Source organism: Pseudomonas sp. LjRoot71 (assembly GCF_964253255.1).
Classification (GTDB): Bacteria; Pseudomonadota; Gammaproteobacteria; order Pseudomonadales; family Pseudomonadaceae; genus Aquipseudomonas.
Genome location: NZ_CAXURA020000001.1, coordinates 3,242,686 through 3,259,591, shown reverse-complemented (window position 1 = coordinate 3,259,591; position 16,906 = coordinate 3,242,686). Strand labels below are relative to the sequence as shown.

At 62.9% G+C, this 16,906-nt stretch carries 14 protein-coding genes and 2 pseudogenes; 7 read left to right on the top strand and 9 right to left on the bottom strand.

Annotation, left to right across the window (positions count from 1 at the left end; translation table 11 throughout):
- Nucleotides 1-9 precede the first annotated feature (9 nt).
- The 4 genes from ACSQ17_RS15260 to ACSQ17_RS15245 are packed head-to-tail and all read right to left on the bottom strand — an operon-like array spanning nt 10 to nt 2,365.
- A complete protein-coding gene (locus ACSQ17_RS15260; RefSeq protein ID WP_436069502.1) occupies nt 10-336 on the bottom strand; it encodes a YnfA family protein in 327 nt (108 codons plus the stop codon).
- A gap of 7 nt (nt 337-343) precedes the next feature.
- Nucleotides 344-838 (bottom strand): phosphatase domain-containing putative toxin, encoded by a 495-nt coding sequence (locus ACSQ17_RS15255; protein ID WP_436069501.1) that lies wholly within the window; start codon nt 836-838, stop codon nt 344-346.
- Between the two features lie 18 nt (nt 839-856).
- Entirely contained in the window at nt 857-1,567 is a 711-nt protein-coding gene (arsH, locus tag ACSQ17_RS15250) for an arsenical resistance protein ArsH (RefSeq protein ID WP_436069500.1), read from the bottom strand.
- Nucleotides 1,568-1,591: 24 nt separating this feature from the next.
- Entirely contained in the window at nt 1,592-2,365 is a 774-nt protein-coding gene (locus tag ACSQ17_RS15245) for a metalloregulator ArsR/SmtB family transcription factor (RefSeq protein WP_436069499.1), read from the bottom strand.
- A gap of 118 nt (nt 2,366-2,483) precedes the next feature.
- Here ACSQ17_RS15245 and ACSQ17_RS15240 point away from each other — a divergent pair, with 118 nt between their 5' ends.
- From ACSQ17_RS15240 to ACSQ17_RS15220, 5 genes are all read left to right on the top strand, one after another.
- Nucleotides 2,484-3,551: an ArsO family NAD(P)H-dependent flavin-containing monooxygenase gene (locus ACSQ17_RS15240; protein WP_436070494.1), complete on the top strand. Its 1,068-nt coding sequence runs from the start codon at nt 2,484-2,486 to the stop codon at nt 3,549-3,551.
- Between the two features lie 51 nt (nt 3,552-3,602).
- A complete protein-coding gene (arsB, locus tag ACSQ17_RS15235; protein ID WP_436069498.1) occupies nt 3,603-4,676 on the top strand; it encodes an ACR3 family arsenite efflux transporter in 1,074 nt (357 codons plus the stop codon).
- 192 nt (nt 4,677-4,868) lie between these two features.
- Nucleotides 4,869-5,627 carry a substrate-binding periplasmic protein gene (locus ACSQ17_RS15230; protein ID WP_436069497.1) on the top strand — a complete coding sequence of 253 codons (759 nt, stop codon included), beginning with the start codon at nt 4,869-4,871 and terminating at the stop codon, nt 5,625-5,627.
- Nucleotides 5,628-5,713: 86 nt separating this feature from the next.
- On the top strand, nt 5,714-6,592 hold the full coding sequence (locus ACSQ17_RS15225; RefSeq protein ID WP_436069496.1) for a helix-turn-helix domain-containing protein: 879 nt from the start codon (nt 5,714-5,716) through the stop codon (nt 6,590-6,592).
- A gap of 174 nt (nt 6,593-6,766) precedes the next feature.
- Entirely contained in the window at nt 6,767-9,403 is a 2,637-nt protein-coding gene (locus tag ACSQ17_RS15220) for a DEAD/DEAH box helicase (RefSeq protein WP_436069495.1), read from the top strand.
- Between the two features lie 144 nt (nt 9,404-9,547).
- Here the strand turns inward: ACSQ17_RS15220 and ACSQ17_RS15215 are convergent, their stop codons facing one another.
- Complete coding sequence (locus ACSQ17_RS15215) at nt 9,548-10,015, bottom strand: phosphate-starvation-inducible protein PsiE (protein ID WP_436070493.1); 468 nt, start codon at nt 10,013-10,015, stop codon at nt 9,548-9,550.
- Nucleotides 10,016-10,323: 308 nt separating this feature from the next.
- On the opposite strand from ACSQ17_RS15215, the gene ACSQ17_RS15210 reads away from it, so the two are divergent.
- Nucleotides 10,324-10,584 (top strand): YebG family protein, encoded by a 261-nt coding sequence (locus ACSQ17_RS15210; RefSeq protein WP_436069494.1) that lies wholly within the window; start codon nt 10,324-10,326, stop codon nt 10,582-10,584.
- 160 nt (nt 10,585-10,744) lie between these two features.
- On the opposite strand, the gene ACSQ17_RS15205 is transcribed toward ACSQ17_RS15210, so the two are convergent.
- Nucleotides 10,745-11,764 (bottom strand): Leu/Phe/Val dehydrogenase, encoded by a 1,020-nt coding sequence (locus ACSQ17_RS15205; RefSeq protein WP_436069493.1) that lies wholly within the window; start codon nt 11,762-11,764, stop codon nt 10,745-10,747.
- Between the two features lie 149 nt (nt 11,765-11,913).
- Here ACSQ17_RS15205 and ACSQ17_RS15200 point away from each other — a divergent pair, with 149 nt between their 5' ends.
- Entirely contained in the window at nt 11,914-12,717 is an 804-nt protein-coding gene (locus ACSQ17_RS15200; protein ID WP_436069492.1) for a SirB1 family protein, read from the top strand.
- 98 nt (nt 12,718-12,815) lie between these two features.
- On the opposite strand, the pseudogene ACSQ17_RS15195 reads toward ACSQ17_RS15200, so the two are convergent.
- The 3 genes and pseudogenes from ACSQ17_RS15195 to ACSQ17_RS15185 form a co-directional block, all read right to left on the bottom strand.
- Nucleotides 12,816-13,001 (bottom strand): annotated as a pseudogene (locus ACSQ17_RS15195) (response regulator transcription factor); the annotation flags it as partial.
- Between the two features lie 150 nt (nt 13,002-13,151).
- A pseudogene (locus ACSQ17_RS15190) lies at nt 13,152-14,585 on the bottom strand (hypothetical protein); the annotation flags it as partial.
- Between the two features lie 926 nt (nt 14,586-15,511).
- Nucleotides 15,512-16,882 carry a DUF1329 domain-containing protein gene (locus ACSQ17_RS15185; RefSeq protein WP_436069491.1) on the bottom strand — a complete coding sequence of 457 codons (1,371 nt, stop codon included), beginning with the start codon at nt 16,880-16,882 and terminating at the stop codon, nt 15,512-15,514.
- Between the last annotated feature and the right edge of the window lie 24 nt (nt 16,883-16,906).

The window sequence follows — 16,906 nt, the reverse complement described above, 5'->3', positions numbered from 1 at the left end:
TTGAACGGGTTAAATATTGCGCGGCGCAAATATGATGATCGCCATGCCCAGCATGGCCACCGCCGCGCCCAGCAGGTCCCAATGGGTCGGGCGAATGCCGTCCACCAGCCACAGCCAGATAATCGCCATCGCCACATAGACCCCGCCGTAAGCGGCATAAACACGCCCGGCGGCGGTTGGGTGCAGGGTCAGCAGCCAGGCGAACAGCGCCAGCGCGGCGGCGGCCGGCACCAGCAACCAGATGCTTTTGCCCTGTTTGAGCCACAGGTACGGCAGGTAGCAACCGATGATTTCGGCCAGGGCCGTGAGGGCAAACAGGCCCAGGGTGTTGAGCATGCTCACCTCAGTGACCGAACTGGGCGACCCAGCCCGCATGGGCCGGATGCTGAATGGCTTTCGGCCGCAGCGCCTGCACCAGGCTGATCGCCTCACTGCGAGCGATATCCAGGTCGACCAGGATGCGCGCGGCAACCAGCCCGGTACGCCCGGAGCCGCCTTTGCAGTGGATGGCAATGGCCTTGTCAGCCGCCAGCAGCTCGGCAATCAGCGCCATGGCCGCTGGCCAGGCGGCGTCGAAATCGGCCAGCGGCACCTGCTCATCGGCCACGGGTAGATGTAGCCAGAGCAAACCTTGCGCGGCACATAGCGCGGGCAACTCGCTGGCGCCGTTCTGCGCCAGCTCGGCATAGGGCATCAGGGTCAGCACGGCAGCGGCACCGGCCTGTTGCAGGGTGCTCAAGGCGCTGTCGAGGCTGCTGTCTTTGGTCCCCGGGCAGGGGGTAAAGATCAACCTGCCGGGGCGATTGGGAATGCAGAGAACATCAAAGGGATGGGACATGCGCATGGATCCTGAAAACTAGATGGAAGCCTGATTGACCCGTTTGGATAGCTGCTCGGCCGACTCCTTACGCTCTGAGTAACGGTCCACCAGATAGTCCGCCTGGCCACGCAGCAACAGGGTGAACTTGACCAGCTCTTCCATCACGTCCACCACCCGGTCGTAATAGGCCGAGGGCTTCATCCGCCCGGCCTCGTCGAATTCGAGAAAGGCCTTGGCCACCGAGGACTGGTTGGGGATGGTGAACATGCGCATCCAACGCCCCAGCACGCGCATCTGGTTCAGGGCGTTGAAGGACTGCGAGCCACCGCTGACCTGCATCAGCGCCAGGGTCTTGCCCTGGGTCGGGCGTACCGCGCCCATGCTCAGGGGAATCCAGTCGATCTGCGACTTGAACACCCCGGTCATCGCGCCATGGCGCTCCGGCGAGCACCAGACCATGCCCTCGCTCCACAGCACCAGTTCGCGCAGCTCCTCCACCTTGGGGTGATCCTCGGGGGCATCGTCCGGCAGCGGCAGGCCACTGGGGTTGAAGATGCGGGTTTCGGAGCCGAACTGCTCAAGCAGACGCGCGGCCTCTTCAGTCAGCAGGCGGCTGTAGGAGCGCGCGCGGTTGGAGCCGTACAGCAGCAGAATGCGGGGCTTATGAGTGACGGGGGGCTGAACCAGCATGTCCGACGTGGGAATGTCCAGCAGCTCAGGGTCGATATTCGGCAGCTCGGGGGTCATGGTCTTGCTCCAGAAAACAATGGCTCAGCCGCACAATGAAGCGCGATCAGGACGGTCACGCATGCTGTGCAGACGCAGGCGGTCTTCGACCAGTTGCGGGTCGTCAGCCTGAAGCACCTGCGCCAGAATCTGCCCGACCCAGGCCGGTAACTGCGGATGCAGACGGTAGTAGACCCACTGCCCGGCGCGGCGATCCTGGAGCAGGCCACTGCTGCGCAGCTGGGCCAGATGGCGGGAGATCTTCGGCTGACTCTCCTCAAGCGCTGCGGTCAGCTCACAGACGCACAGCTCGCCTTCCTGGGCGATCAGCTGAGTCATGCGCGCGCGGGTATCGTCGGCCAGGCACTTGAACAGGGTCACCGGAGCGAGCATCTGCGTAGGCTGGCTGACCTTGCTTTTGACCAGCACGAACATCTTGATGCGCTCGTGGATCTGCTGCAGGCAACGCATGTAGGCATTCTGCTGCTGACTGCTGGCGGGATCCTCGAAGTCCCAGGCGATGTATTCGCCGGCCCCGGGCAAGGTGCTGCACTCGAAAGCGGACTTGTCGCACAGGGTGATCACATAATCGAACTGCTGGCCGTCGAAACGCTCCAGCGCCTTGCTGTGCAGGCCTTCCGTGCTGACGCCCAACTGCTCCAGGGCCTGCCGCGCACGCGGATCGACCTCTCCAGGCAAGGTGCCGGCACTAAAAACTTCATAACCTTCAGGGTCGGTATGGCGTAACAGCGCTTCAGCCATTTGCGAGCGGGCAGCATTGGCCACACAAAGAAACAGCACGCGGATTTTCTGGCTCATGGCGGTTGGCGTCGTGCAAATACGGTTTAGCGAATATATTGATAACCGTATATCTTGTAAACCGCATATCCTGATAGTCCACTCTCCACGACGCGTCACAAGGAGCAGAGGCATGACCATGCAAGCCCCCGTGGATATCCTGATCATCGGTGGTGGCCAGGCTGCCCTGGCCACTGCCTATTTTCTGCGGCGCACCCAGCTGTCGTTTCTGCTGCTGGATGATCAGGCACAACCCGGCGGCGCCTGGCAGCAGGGCTGGGATTCGCTACACCTGTTCTCCCCGGCCACCTGGAGCTCCATCGCCGGCTGGCAGATGCCCAACCCGGAGCCTGGCTACCCGCATCGCGATGCAGTGATCGACTACCTGGCCCAGTACGAGGCGCGTTACCAACTGCCGGTTGTGCGGCCGGTGCATGTTGATACGGTGACCCGCGAGGGCGAGCTGTTCGTCGTGCACGCCGGTAGCCGGCAATGGCGTTGTCGCGCCCTGATCAGCGCCACCGGCACCTGGAGCAAGCCGTTTATTCCGGCCTACCCAGGCCAGGCAGCATTTACTGGCCGCCAGCTGCACTCGGCGCATTACCGCAACCCCCAGGCCTTTGCCGGCCAGCGCGTGCTGGTGGTGGGCGGCGGCAACTCCGGGGCGCAGATTCTCGCCGAGGTTTCGCAGGTTGCCGAGACGCGGTGGGTCACTCCAGAGCCGCCGGCCTTTTTGCCCGATGAAGTGGATGGCCGGGTGCTGTTCGAGCGCGCCACCGAACGCTGGAAGGCCCAACAGGACGGTCGGGTGATCGATCAGCCGGTGGGCGGCCTAGGCGATATCGTCATGGTCGAGCCCGTGCGGGCGGCCCGCGAGCGGGGCGTGCTGGTGGCTGAACGACCATTCCAGCGCTTTACCGCAGACGGCGTGGAGTGGGCCGATGGCCGCCGCGCGGCAGTGGATGCGGTGATCTGGTGCACCGGTTTTCGCCCGGCCCTGGATCATCTGCAAGGCCTGAATGTGCTGGAAGCCGATGGCAAAATCGCCGTGGACGGCACCCGCGCCTGCAAACAACCCAGGCTGTGGCTGGTCGGGTATGGCGAATGGACCGGGGCGGCCTCGGCCACCCTGATCGGCGTCACCCGCACTGCCCGCAGCACCGTTAATGAAATAGCGGACACCCTGCTGGGCGATCTGGATCAATAGACCATTACCCGAGCGCCACTAGACTGGGCGCTCAACCGTAAGGAAACCCCAATGTCCAGCCCGTGTGAAGTGATCGGCAAGCAAGCCACAGATGCCCCGCTGGGGTTTTTCGAGCGCTACCTGACGCTCTGGGTGTTTCTGTGCATTATCGCCGGCATCCTCTTTGGTCTGTTTGCCCCGGAGGCGGCGCAGGCCGTGGGCGCATTTGAAATTGCCCAGGTGAATATCCCGGTGGGGCTGCTGATCTGGGTAATGATCATCCCCATGCTGATGAAGATCGACTTCGACGCCATCGGCGAGGTTTATCAGCAGCGCGCCGCTCTGGGCGTGACCCTGAGCATCAACTGGCTGATCAAACCCTTCACCATGGCCTTTATGGCCTGGCTGTTTCTGCGCCATGTATTTGCCGACTGGCTACCGGCCGAACAGATCGACAGCTATGTAGCTGGGCTGATTCTGCTGGGCGCCGCGCCCTGTACCGCAATGGTGTTCGTGTGGAGCAACCTGTGTAAGGGCAACGCCAACTTCACCCTGACCCAGGTGGCGATCAACGATCTGGTGATGGTGTTCGCCTTCGCCCCCATCGTCGCCCTGCTGCTGGGCGTATCGTCGATCCCGGTGCCGTGGGACACCCTGTTGCTGTCGGTGGTGATGTACATCGTCATCCCCCTGGCGATTGCCCAATTGATACGCGCACGCTTGCTGCGTCGGGGTGATGCTGCGTTGCAAGCCGTGCAAACGCGGATCGGCCCGTTCTCCATCCTCGCCCTGCTGGCCACCTTGGTGCTGCTGTTCTCCTTCCAGGGCCAGACCCTGGTCGAACAGCCGTTGATTATCGCCATGCTGGCGGTGCCGATTCTGTTGCAAACGCTATTTATCGGCGCACTCGGTTACTGGATGTGCCGCCAGCTCAGGGTACGCCACGACATCGCCGGGCCTGCGGCGATGATCGGCGCATCGAACTTCTTCGAACTCGCCGTGGCGGTAGCCATCGCGCTGTACGGTTTCAACTCCGGTGCGGCGCTTGCAACAGTGGTCGGCGTGCTGATCGAAGTGCCGGTGATGCTCTGGCTGGTGCGTATGATCAATAACAGCAAGGGCTGGTACGAGCGCGCGCAGGACTGACGGCTCACTTGGGCAGTTAATAGCCATTCACTCACAAGCCCGCAGATAACCATACAGAGCGGTATATGTGCCGAGTCGACAGCCTATGCCCGGCAGGCTAGCGTCAATAACAGGTGTCGCTAACCCATGCGCACCCCGCACACTGCCTGAGCCACCCGGCCTTGCCGGTCGCTGTAGCCTGAGGTACACCGCATGTCTTCTCGCCTGAGCAACGCGCTTGCGCTGGTTTTCCTCTGCTTGCTCACGCCGTCGGTGCTACATGCCGACGCCAAGTGGGAGTCACTGGACTTCATCACCGAAGAATTCCCACCCTACAACTACACCGAAAGCGGCATCGCCCGCGGTATCACCGTGGATATTCTGCTGGAAGCCGCCACCATCGCCGGCTTGCCCATCGAGCGACGGGATATTCGCTCACTGCCCTGGGCGCGCGGCTACCAGATGGCGCGCAGGGGGCCTGGCGTGCTGCTGTTTTCCATGGCCCGTACCGATGAACGCGGCCCGCAATTCAAGTGGGTCGGGCCGATCATGCCCAGCCGCATCGTGCTGCTGGCGCGCCGGGATCGCCAGTTGAGCGTGGCTCGCCCGGCTGATCTGAGCGCCTACCGCATCGGCGTGATTCGCGATGATGTCGGCCATCATCTGCTCAACAACCTGGGCATCAGCGACAACAACCTGCATATCTCCGCCAGCGCAATTCAGCTGGCCAACCTGCTGCACAACAGCCGCATCGACCTGTGGGCCTACGACGAAACCACCGCCTACTGGTTTATCCGGAATCTGGACATGCACAGCACCGACTTCGCTCCCGTGCATGTGCTCAAGGAAAGCGCCATGTACTACGCCTTCAGCCCGGATACTGATGCCGTGCAACTGACCCGCTTGCAGAACGGCCTGAATGCGCTGAAACAACAACCGCGCTACCAGCAGATTCTCGACAGCTACAAATAGCCGCGCCTTGCATAATCTTGCGCTTTTCTGCCGGCGGGGGCTGGCACGCCGACATACCGGGCGTAGCATGGAGCGACGGAGGATGTATGTCGCAACTTGAACACCTACAGGTTTTTCAGAGCATGTACAGCTCACCCCACGCTCGCCTGCAACGCAGCGCCGAGCTGGGCGACGGGCTGGCGGCGGCCGTATGGAGCAACCGTCATGACGCACGCGACTACCAGGCCCCCAGCCATCACACGCTGTCCTGTTACCTGGCCGGCGGCACGGGCACCTTCCGCCGCGAAAGCCCGCACAGCAAAGGCGCACCGGACAAGCTGTGCATCCTCCCGGCCGGGCATCAGTCGGCCTGGGTGATCAACGGTGAAATCCAGCTGGCACACCTCTATATCAGCCAGGAGCAATTCGCCCTGGCGGCCGTCAATCTGCTCGATCGCGAACCACGGGAACTGGAACTGCGCGAAGGCACCTTTCTCGATGACCCGCAGCAGGCCCAGCGCTTTCGGCAGCTCAGCCAGCTGGACTGGCAGGAGCCCGCCGAACGCCTGCTGAGCAGCAGCCTGGCCCATGGTCTGATCAGTCACGCCCTGCTGTCCCAGGTCGGCCGCCGCGAAGGGCTGCGTCTGACTGGCGGCCTGGCCCCCAGCCAACGGCGACTGGTGCGCGAGTTTATCCAGGCCAACCTCAGTGCACCGCTGAGCCTGGGGCAACTGGCCGGGTTGTGCGCGCTCTCCGAATACCACTTCGCCCGGATGTTCCAGCTCAGTTTCGGGCTGCCGCCGCATCGTTATGTGCTGGCGCAGCGCCTGCGCCAAGCCCAGCACCTGCTGCAACACACGGCCCAGCCTCTGGCCGAGGTGGCGCTGGCTTGTGGTTTTGCCAGTGCCAGCCACTTCAACAACCGCTTCCGTCAGGCTTTCAGCGCTACGCCAGGGCAGTACCGCGCCGCCCTGCAACAGCACTGACTCCACGCCCGCCGCATCAATCTGCCACATACCTGCCTATCAGCCCCTGCCACTTGCGCCCCCAGCAGCTGAAAACAGCCTGCTAATCCCGCGCAGGCTGTGCAAGAATCATCGGCTGCCTTCGAGAAAGCTGCCCATGTCACGACTCACTCACACGCCTGCCCGGTGCCGCTGATGGCCCTCGATATCCTGCATCTGCGCCAGGAAGACTGGCGTGCGGAATTCGGCGATGGCGACCTGCTGCGCGGTCAGGGCTATGCCGCCCAGGGCCGCAGCCGCCTGCTCAGCCTCAAGGACAGCACCCTGCTGGCCAGCTGCCGCGGCTCCGGGGCACAGACCTATCAGCAACGCATCACCCTGCACCATTACGGCCAGGGCTGGGGCGTGACCGGCCATTGCAGCTGCCCGGTGGGTTTTAACTGCAAACACGTGGCCAGCGCCCTGCTCACCCTGCAACAGCAGCAGGAACAGGGCACCGACCTGTCGCCGCTGATCGTCAGCAGCCCGCCAGTGCGAGAAGAATGCCTGGAGAATGTGCAACCGGCGCCAGTGCTGAGCCTCGGCAGCCTGGTGCGCGTGCACTTCGATGCGCGCAAGGGCCGCATGCAGGAGCAGACCCAGCACCGCGCCGCCCTGGCTTTCGATTACCAGGGCCACCTGGCCTCCGGCAAGCAGGGCAAGGATCTGCTGATCAAACAGGGGCCCGGCCTCAGCCTGCGTATCGTGCGTGACCTGAGCAGTGAAACCCGACTGCGCAAGCGCCTGGAGCAAACCGGCCTGCAAGTGGCCCTACGGCAGAGCGAAGCGCTGCCGGAAAGCGCCGGCGAAGCCTACGAGCAGCCCAATGAGGCTGCTTGGCTGCTGTTTATCCGCGAGCAGCTGCCGCTGCTGCGTGAGGAAGGCTGGCAGATTCGCATGCAGCCGGACTTTCAGTACAACCTGGCGCAGGTCGATGACTGGTACGCCGAGGTTGAGGAAGATCCCGAGCAGACCTGGTTCGACCTGGAGCTGGGTATCGAGGTCGAAGGCCAGCGCATCAGCCTGCTGCCGATTCTGCTGCAAGCAATCCGCCAGAAGCCCTGGCTGCTCAACGGCGAAGCCCTGAGCAAACGCGACGATGACGAAGTGATCCTGGTCAGCCTGCCGCATAACCACAAGCGCGCCGCCCTGCCGCTGGCGCGGCTGAAACCGTTGCTGGCGACCCTCGGCGAGCTGTTTGTGCGCGAGCCGGGCGAGTCCAGCCAGCGCCTGCGCTTGTCGCGCCTGGATGCTGCGCGCCTCAATCACCTGCAAGAAGGCCCGGCCATCAGCTGGCAAGGTGGCGGCCAGCTGCGTGAGTTCGCCCAACGCCTGCAACAGCTGGACAACGCCACCCTGCACGCGCCAGCGGGGCTGCACGCCGAGCTGCGCCCCTACCAACTGCAAGGCCTGGCCTGGATGCAGGGGCTGGCTGAGCTGGACATCGGCGGATTGCTGGCCGATGACATGGGCCTGGGCAAAACCCTGCAGACCCTCGGGCATATTCTCTGCGAGTTCAACGCCGGGCGCCTGACTCAGCCGGCGCTGATCGTTATGCCCACCAGCCTGATTCCCAACTGGCAGGATGAAGCGGCGCGCTTCACCCCGCAGCTCAAGGTGCTGGCCCTGCACGGGCCTAAGCGCCGCGCGCTGTTCAAGTTGATCGACCAGCACCAGATTATCCTCACCACCTATGCCCTGCTGCCGCGTGATCTCAAGGCATTGAGCGCCTACCGCTATCGCCTGCTGATTCTGGATGAAGCGCAGAACATCAAGAACCCACGCAGCAAGGCCGCCGTCGCCGCTGGCCAGTTGCAGGCCGGGCAACGCCTGTGCCTGACCGGTACGCCGCTGGAGAATCACCTGGGCGAACTGTGGTCACTGTTCAATTTCCTCATGCCGGGCTGGCTGGGTGACAGCAAGAGCTTTACCCGCGACTACCGCACGCCCATCGAAAAAAACGCCAACGAGCAGCGCCTGGCGCACCTCACCGGGCGGATCAAGCCTTTCGTCCTGCGCCGTACCAAGGAACAGGTGGCCAGCGAGCTGCCGCCGAAAACCGAGATCACCCACTGGGTCGAACTCAGCGCGGCGCAGCGTGACCGCTATGAAACCCTGCGCCTGGCCATGGACCAGAAGGTTCGCGCGGAAATCGCCCGCCAGGGTTTGGCACGCAGCCAAATCGTTATTCTCGAGGCTCTGCTGCGCCTGCGCCAGGCGTGCTGCGACCTGCGTCTGCTCGGTGAGGAAAGTGACAGCAGCCTGACCAGCGCCGACTCCGGCAAGCTCAGCGGATTGTTGGACATGCTTGAAGAGTTGTTTGCCGAAGGTCGGCGGGTGCTGCTGTTCTCGCAGTTCACCTCGATGCTGGCGTTGATCGAAGCCGAATTGAAGACGCGCAATATTCCTTACGCCAAGCTCACCGGCAGCACCCAGGATCGCCGCACCCCGGTGCAGCAATTCCAGGCCGGCGAATTGCCGATCTTTCTGATCAGCCTGAAAGCCGGCGGCGCAGGCCTGAACCTGACCGCCGCCGATACGGTGATCCACTTCGACCCCTGGTGGAACCCGGCCGCCGAGGCCCAGGCCAGCGACCGCGCCTATCGCATCGGCCAGGACAAGCCGGTGTTCGTCTACAAACTGATCGCTCGTGGCAGCGTGGAAGAGAAGATCCAGCAGCTGCAACAGGCCAAGGCCAACCTGGCCCGTGGCGTGCTGAAAGGCGGCAGCCAGAGCCAGTTACAACTGAGCGAAGACGACCTGCAGGCGCTGTTTGCGCCGCTGAGTGACTGACCGGCTGATCGCCAGCAAGCGGGCGCCTACAGGTTGCTGCCCAGTAGCCAGCGGTAGGGTGCGCCGTGCGCACCACCAAGCTGGATGACGGTGCGCATGGCGCACCCTACAGCGCAAATGAGCGAGTGACTGAACCACAGCCTCTCAGTCGTCACTCTGGATATCGTCCCTTTCCGACGCGTCATCCTCCGGGTTGCGCTTTCGGCGTGCGCCGCCAGCCTGCACCGCCGGAAAGCGCGACGAGGCATAACGCACCACAAAAATCGCCAGCGCCAACAACAGGATCGCCCCGGAGATCATCACCACGCCCATGTCGGGTTTGTGGTTGTGCGAAATGTCGGAAATCATCAGGCGGGTCAACGCGGTAATCGCCACATAGATCATGAAGCGGATCGGCATGTGGTTGGTCTTGAAATAGATCCCCACCATCGCTGCCAATTCCAGGTAGATAAACAGCAGCAGGATGTCATCGACCGTGATGTGGCCCTTTTCCAGCATACCGAGAAAGGCCATCACTGCCGCCCAGGCCGTGATCGCGCCGATGGCGAACAGCGCCAGGTAGTGGAATGCCTCCATCAGCAGATTGCCCAGCGACTCCGCCAGGCCATGCATGCGCTCACGGGCGCGTTCAGCCAGATTGTCCTTCACGATTCTTGCACTCCCCACATCGCCGGCCCGCTCCAACAGCGGAATGTGCCTGCACCATGCAGGAACAAGACCAGCCATCAGAAGATGACCGCTGCGCGCCACAAGGCACGCACAAGGGCGCGTCAGAGCGCCGCAGCCTGGATAATCGGCTATGGTGTTAGCCGGCATGGCAATTGCTGCTGGCCAAATGCCGGCGAGTTCTTTATGCTCGCAATACTGTACAGATAAACAGTTAACTGCAACCTACCAGCGTGAAGGCGTAGAGGTGATGAATGGCCGTCGAAGTGGTGTACCGCAGCAGCCGGGATTTGGAGCGTTTGTTCATGGATAAAGCCGAAGCCGACCGTCATGACAAAATGCTCGAACTGGCCGAGCTGCTCACCGAGGTGCTGCAGAAAGCCGTGCCATCGTTGAATGAGGTCCAGGGTGAAGAACTGGGCATCTATATGGCGAAGAACCGTGAGATCTTCGCCAAGGCATTCAAGAACCAGCCCGATGCCTTGAGTGAGCTGAGCGAGCCTGCCGCCGAGTAACCTGAGCGGTGATAAACAAAACCCCAGCCCATGGCTGGGGTTTTGTGTTTCTGGCCACTATCAACTGCGCCGTGGAGGCGCCTTAGCGGCGAGTTTTTAATCGCTGGTTTGTGATCGCAGGCTCGCGGCTAAAGCCCCTCCCACACAGTGCTGCACTTGTTCAGCCATACAGCAGCCGCTCGGCAATCGCGTCGGCAACCCGTGCCGGTGAGCGCTTGTCAGCCTGGGCATGGCCGAAAATCTCGGTCAGGCGTCGGCTGATCTGCGTCAGGTGCGCGGTGATTGCCACCAGGCTTTCCCCCTGATGCTTCAACGCCACGTAGATCAGACCACCGGCGTTGATCACATAATCCGGGGCGTAAAGAATCCCACGCGCCTGCAGGCTGTCGGAGATATCGGCGCTAGCCAGCTGGTTGTTCGCCGCCCCCGCCACCGCCGAGCAGCGCAACTGCGCAACGCTGCTGGCATTCAACACCCCACCCAGGCCGCAGGGCGCGAGGATGTCGCAGGGCGTGGCGAGCAAGGCTTCACTGGCCACAGGCCGTGCGCCCAATTGCTCGACCGCCCGCTGCACCCGAGCGGAGTCCAGGTCACTGACCAGTAACTCGGCACCGGCGGCATGCAACTGCTCGGCCAGCGCATAACCGACATTGCCCAAGCCCTGAATCGCCACCCGCAAACCTTCCAGGTTGTCACTGCCCAGGCGTGCCAGGGCGGTGGCACGAATCCCGGTAAATACCCCCATGGCGGTGTGTGGTGATGGGTCGCCCTCGGCCGTGGTGCTGGTGACATGCTGGGTGTGCTGGGCGATGCAGTCCATGTCGGCGCTGGACGTGCCGCTGTCCATGGCGGTGATGTAGTGGCCATTGAGGGTTTCGATAAAGCGGCCGAAGGCTTCGAACACGGCAGCGCGATTATCGACATGCGCGGGACGGATGATCACCGCCTTGCCGCCGCCTTGACGCAGGCCCGCCAATGCAGCCTTGTAGCTCATGCCCTTGGCCAGACGCAGGGCATCCTCGATGGCGCTCGCCTCATTGGCATAGTGCAGGTAACGGCAACCGCCCAGCGCCGGGCCGAGGCGGGTATTGTGGATGGCGATAATCGCCTTGAGACCGGTCAGCGGATCCTCGGCGAAGTGCAGCGACTCCAGCCGGGCGGTTTCCATCATGGCGAACATGCTGTGGCTCCCGTACTGATTTGCCCATCAGTATAGGCAGTCGCCCCGATGGCAAGCGCCCGGTGGTCAGTTGCACAGCCGCCCGTACAAGGCACTGGACGCAGACGCTGCGCTTGGCTACAAAGCCTTAACCACCCGGGAGCAGACCCATGACCCCACGCGCTGCCTGCCTTGCCTGCCTGGAGCAACAACCGCCCGCGCTGTTCGAGGCGGCCGTGTGGATTGCTGTGGAACACCAGCCCCAGCTGCAGCCGGAGCAGGTCTTGCGTCAACTCGACACCCTGCAGCAGCAGGTCAGCCAGGGGCTGCCCAACCTGCCCGCCCAGGAGCTGGCACAACCGCTGCTGCGCCGGCTCAGTGAGCTGGACTTTCATGAAGACGATGAACACCCGCTGCGCCCGCAGGCGGCGCTGCTCAACTGCGTGCTGCGACGGCGCCGCGGTCAACCGTTGATGCTGGCCCTGCTCGCCCTGGAACTGGCCCGGCGTTTGGCGATCCCCCTGCAAGGCGTCAATTTTCCCGGGCATTTTCTGCTGCGGGTGCCTGGCGCAGACCACCTGCTGGACCTGTGCAGTGGGCGGCGCCTGTATACCCGCGAATGCCGCGAACTGCTGCAACGCCAGCAGGGTGCCAACGCCGAGCTGAGTGCCAGCCATTTGTTGCCCTGCGATGCACCGAGCATGTTGCAGCGCCTGTCACGCAACCTGCGCTACCTGCATCAATTGGCCGACGATCCCATGGCAGCGCTGCTGGATGCCGAGCGCGTGCTGCTGCTCGGCCCGCCAAGCCTGCCTGATCACCTGGCCCGAGCCGACATCTACCAGTTGCTCGACTGCCCACAGGGCGAGCGCTTCGACCTTGAACGCGCCCTGCTGCTCTGTGATGACCCGGCGCAGCGCCTGCACCTCAGCCAGCGCCTGCGCCAACTCAGCGCCAGCCCGGCACTGCATTAGCAAAGGCTATATGTTGCAGGCCGCTTTTGTAGGATGGGTTAGCGGCGGTGAGGCGGCTATGAGGACGCTACGCAGTCCGAGCGCAGCAGGTACATCGCCTAGAAAAAGCCCAACGCCTTGGCCTTGGCCACCGCCTGAGTACGCCGCGCCACGCCCAGTTTGCCGTTGATGCGACGGGCGTGGGTCTTGACCGTGTGCAGCGAGATAAACAGCTGCTCGGCGACTTCCTGGTTGGAGAGCCCTTGAGCGATCAAACCAAGTACCGCCAGTTCACGACTGCTCAGCGCATTGGCGCTGGCGGCAGATGCAATATTCGGCGCGTCATCAACCGAGCTGACGACGCGAAACCATGGGCGCAGATACCCCAGACGCCGCTGCAACGCCTGGCCGGTTTGCCGGGCCTGTTCCGCGCCCACCTTATCGTCACAGGCGGCGCAGGCATCGGCATAGCTCAGCCACAAGTCGCTGACCAACGCCTGCCGACCCTGGGCTGATACGTGCTCCAGCAACTGCCGCAGAGGCTCGCGCACATCTTCGCCCTGTACACGATCCAGTTGCAGCAATAACGCCTGAAACCGTGGGATCAGCTCGGGAAAATTGGGTGTCGGCAGCACGCCTTTAACCCGCTGCTCATAACCCAGTACCCGCGTCGCGGCGACACGCGCCCGCGCATAGTGACCCTGAGCAATCCACAGATGGCTGCTGACCAGCAACAGGGTACCGCGGTACAGGGTTTCATTGACGCGCTGACGCTGCATCTGCCGTTCGGCCTGGCCAAGATGAGCAAAGGCTGTGGCCATATCGCCCTGCCCCATCGCCAACTCGGCCAGGCCGAGGTAGCCATGGAACGCCGCGGGATCGCCACAGGCGAGCGCATGCTCAAGCCCGCGTTGCAGCCCTGCCTGTGCTTCATCCGCACGGCCCTGGCGCAGCTGCAAACGCCCCAGGCGCAACTCAAGCCGCGCCAGCACTGGCGTGTTGCGCAAGGCCGTCGGCGCAGTTGCGCTCAGCACCCGCTGCAGCAAGGCTTCAGCGCGGGCAAATTCACCCCGCGCTTCCAGCAGCAGGGCATGATCCAGTTCCAGCAGCGCTTCAAACACCGGATTGCCATGCAGGCGCGCCTGCTTCAAGGCTTCAAAACTGAGCTTATGCGCCACCTCCAGCTGACCTTCACCAATGGCCACCAGGGTCAACGCCGAACGACACAGCAACGCCTGCGACCACGCGCTTTGCGGCAACCCCTGCAAGGCATCATGCAGGTGAGTGCGAGCATCCACGGCACAGACTCGGCCATAGGCAATGATGCCCTGGATGGCTTGCCAGTGAGCGAACAGCTCGCGGGTTCGCGGCCCATCACTGCGCGGTTGAAACCGAGCCAGCTCGTTGATGCAGGCTTGTGCCTCATCCAGCCGCCCGACCAACAGCAACACCCAGGCATTGAGCAGAATCAGCCGCGGCGTGCTGCACAGCAGGCTGTCCGGCAGCTCGCTGCGCCAACGCAGGATCAACGCCAGGTCCTGGCCTTGCAGCACCTGCTCCTCGGTAAAACGCTCAAGAAAACTCCCCGCCACCTCCGGTTGCCCGGCCAGCAAGGCGTGCTCCACCGCCGCACGAATATCGCCATGGCCGGCAAACCACTGGCTGGCATGCACATGCAGAGCGCTGCAAGGCAGGTGGTGCGCCTGCCGCCGAAGCAAACGAGCCAGCGGCGGGAACAGCCCATACCAACCCTTGGCCGCTTCCAGCTCCTGGATAAACACGCCGCGCTCAATCAGCGCACGTAACCACTGCGCGCCTTCGCCTACACCAAACAGGTGATCACACAACGCGGGATTGAAGCGCGGCAGCTGGGCCAGTTGCTGGAGCATCTGCAACAGCTCATCCGGCAACCCTTGCAGCACTTCGCGTTCGACATATTCGGCGAGCAACTGATCATGCTCAGCTTCCTGCAACGCGCCCAGCGCAGTCGGTTCGGCCTGAGCCGCCAACAGGTGCAGGCGCAAGGCCGCCGGCCAGCCCTGGGTCGACTCGTGCAGGTCGTGCGCCCAGGTGCTGCGGCTAGGATCCACTTGCTGCAACCAGGCCAGCACGTCCTCTTCGCTGAAGACCAGTTCGCTGGCACCCAGTTCGAGCAACTCGCCTTCCAGCAGCAGACGCGAAAGGTTGCACGCCGGCCGCCGCCGGCTTCCCAGCCACCAGCCAATGCCCTGCGGGGTGACCATCAGCAACTGATTGAGAAAGCCATCGAGGGCGTGATTCGGCTGCGCCGGGTAGTCATTGAGCATGATCCACAACTGCCGCGACTCCTGCGCCAGGGTCGCCAGCAGCTCGCTACTGCTGAGGCCTGCGGGGTAGTCGAGCAGCTTGCCCAACTGCTGAGCAAGCTGCTCGGCACACAGGCCCTGACCGGCGCAGGTCAGCCAGAGCAGGCGGTAATTGGCCGGACACTCACGGGCGCAGTCGGCCAACAACACAGTTTTACCAAAGCCGGCCGGACCAACCAGCAAACGCAGGCGACAGTCGTGCGCCAGCAGCCGCTGTTGCACAGATAGCCGGAAGATATGCCCAGGCGGTGGACGCTGTACGCTGCCGCAGGACGACGCTGCCGCGCTTTGCGGGAAAGGCGCTAATGCGTGCATGACGGCTCGATTTATTGTTTTTACAGGAACCGGATTATTGCAGGCTAACCCTCAATGCCTATCGCTCACAGCTCTATCACAGCAGGTGATGGCGGGCGATAAAAAGGCGGCCCGAAGGCCGCCCAATTGCGCAGTAACACGTGCTGGTTATTGGCCTAGCGAACGCCGGAGCTGCGCAGTGCGGCTGGCGTGTAGTCTGCAGCGGTAGCCTTGAAGCCGAAGTTATAAGACGATTTTTCTTCGTTCTTCATCCCCAGGGCCAAATAACGACCGGCCACCAGGTCATACAGCGCTTCCAGGGTGTAGCCCGGCACTTGGTGGTTGTAGTAGTGCTGTGCATGACCTTCGGCAACACGCCAGAGCTGACCACGGCCGTCGTAATGATCAACCAGCGCTATCTGCCAGCTGTCCTCGTCGACATACATATGGCGCTTGGCATAGATATGCCGCTCACCGCTCTTCAGCGTGGCCACCACTTCCCAGACCCGGTGCAGCTCGTAACGTGTCAGGTCCTGATTGATATGCCCGGCCTTGAGCACGTCGTCGTACTTCAGTGACGGCGAATCCAGCTTGTAGCTGTTGTAGGGGATATACATCTCCTTCTTGCCGACCAGTTGCCAGTCGTAGCGATCAGGCGCCCCGGAGAACATGTCGAAGTTATCGGCCGTACGCATGCCGTCAGCGGCCGTACCCGGCCCATCGTAGGCCACCTGCGGTGCACGCCGCACGCGGCGTTGACCGGCGTTGTAAATCCACGCCAGACGCGGTTCTTTGACCTGATCGATGGTCTCGTGCACCAGCAGTACGTTACCGGCCAGGCGCGACGGCGCAGTCACCCGCTGCTTGAAATACAGCAGGACATTGCTGCCCTTGGCCGGATCAAGGTCGGGCATATCCGCCGGGAAGGCCACCTCATCCTCGAACTTGACCAGGCTGTAAGAACCATTGGTCTGCGGCGTCGCCTGAGTCACCACCCGACGGGTGTTACCGCCACGGTAACGGGTGATGTGGTTCCAGATCACCTCAACGCCCGTCTTGGGAATGGGGAAGGCGTAGTAACGGCTGGCATTGAAGTTCTGCAGGCCGTTACCACCGTCTACGGGCGTGGTATTGACCGCACTGAGCTTGGCGGCAGCGGCAATCGCGGCCGGCACGGCAGTGGTTCGATGCGAGGGGTAAACCGGAATCTTGTAACTCTCCGGGTAGCGCTTGAACATGGCCAACTGGCCGGCTGACAGCTTGTCTTTGTACTGCTCGGCATTGGCTGCAGTTATTGTGAAAAGTGGTTGTTCACCGGCATAGGGATCAGCGAGAAACCCCTTGCCATCGACAGCCGCTGCACTAGTAGACAGACCGCCATCCCAGGCAGGGATACTGCCATCGGCATTGCCGGCCATTTCCCCGCCCAGTGGCGTCAGACTGGCACCCAGCTGAGCCGCTTCCTGTTCAGAGACCGCGGCCATCACGCTGCTGGCTAGCAGGCTCAGCAACAGGGCCCCAGTTTGCAGGATTCTTGTGTTTTTCATGGTGTACGGATCCTTTTGCACTGC

Excerpts from the sequence above, each read along its gene's own strand:
- arsH (WP_436069500.1), bottom strand. The coding sequence starts at position 1,567 with ATGACCCCCGAGCTGCCGAATATCGACCCTGAGCTGCTGGACATTCCC.
- ACSQ17_RS15255 (WP_436069501.1), bottom strand. The coding sequence starts at position 838 with ATGTCCCATCCCTTTGATGTTCTCTGCATTCCCAATCGCCCCGGCAGG.
- ACSQ17_RS15225 (WP_436069496.1), top strand. The coding sequence starts at position 5,714 with ATGTCGCAACTTGAACACCTACAGGTTTTTCAGAGCATGTACAGCTCA.
- ACSQ17_RS15240 (WP_436070494.1), top strand. The coding sequence starts at position 2,484 with ATGCAAGCCCCCGTGGATATCCTGATCATCGGTGGTGGCCAGGCTGCC.
- ACSQ17_RS15230 (WP_436069497.1), top strand. The coding sequence starts at position 4,869 with ATGTCTTCTCGCCTGAGCAACGCGCTTGCGCTGGTTTTCCTCTGCTTG.
- ACSQ17_RS15260 (WP_436069502.1), bottom strand. The coding sequence starts at position 336 with ATGCTCAACACCCTGGGCCTGTTTGCCCTCACGGCCCTGGCCGAAATC.
- ACSQ17_RS15200 (WP_436069492.1), top strand. The coding sequence starts at position 11,914 with ATGACCCCACGCGCTGCCTGCCTTGCCTGCCTGGAGCAACAACCGCCC.
- ACSQ17_RS15185 (WP_436069491.1), bottom strand. The coding sequence starts at position 16,882 with ATGAAAAACACAAGAATCCTGCAAACTGGGGCCCTGTTGCTGAGCCTG.
- ACSQ17_RS15220 (WP_436069495.1), top strand. The coding sequence starts at position 6,767 with ATGGCCCTCGATATCCTGCATCTGCGCCAGGAAGACTGGCGTGCGGAA.
- arsB (WP_436069498.1), top strand. The coding sequence starts at position 3,603 with ATGTCCAGCCCGTGTGAAGTGATCGGCAAGCAAGCCACAGATGCCCCG.
- ACSQ17_RS15215 (WP_436070493.1), bottom strand. The coding sequence starts at position 10,015 with ATGCATGGCCTGGCGGAGTCGCTGGGCAATCTGCTGATGGAGGCATTC.
- ACSQ17_RS15205 (WP_436069493.1), bottom strand. The coding sequence starts at position 11,764 with ATGTTCGCCATGATGGAAACCGCCCGGCTGGAGTCGCTGCACTTCGCC.
- ACSQ17_RS15210 (WP_436069494.1), top strand. The coding sequence starts at position 10,324 with ATGGCCGTCGAAGTGGTGTACCGCAGCAGCCGGGATTTGGAGCGTTTG.
- ACSQ17_RS15245 (WP_436069499.1), bottom strand. The coding sequence starts at position 2,365 with ATGAGCCAGAAAATCCGCGTGCTGTTTCTTTGTGTGGCCAATGCTGCC.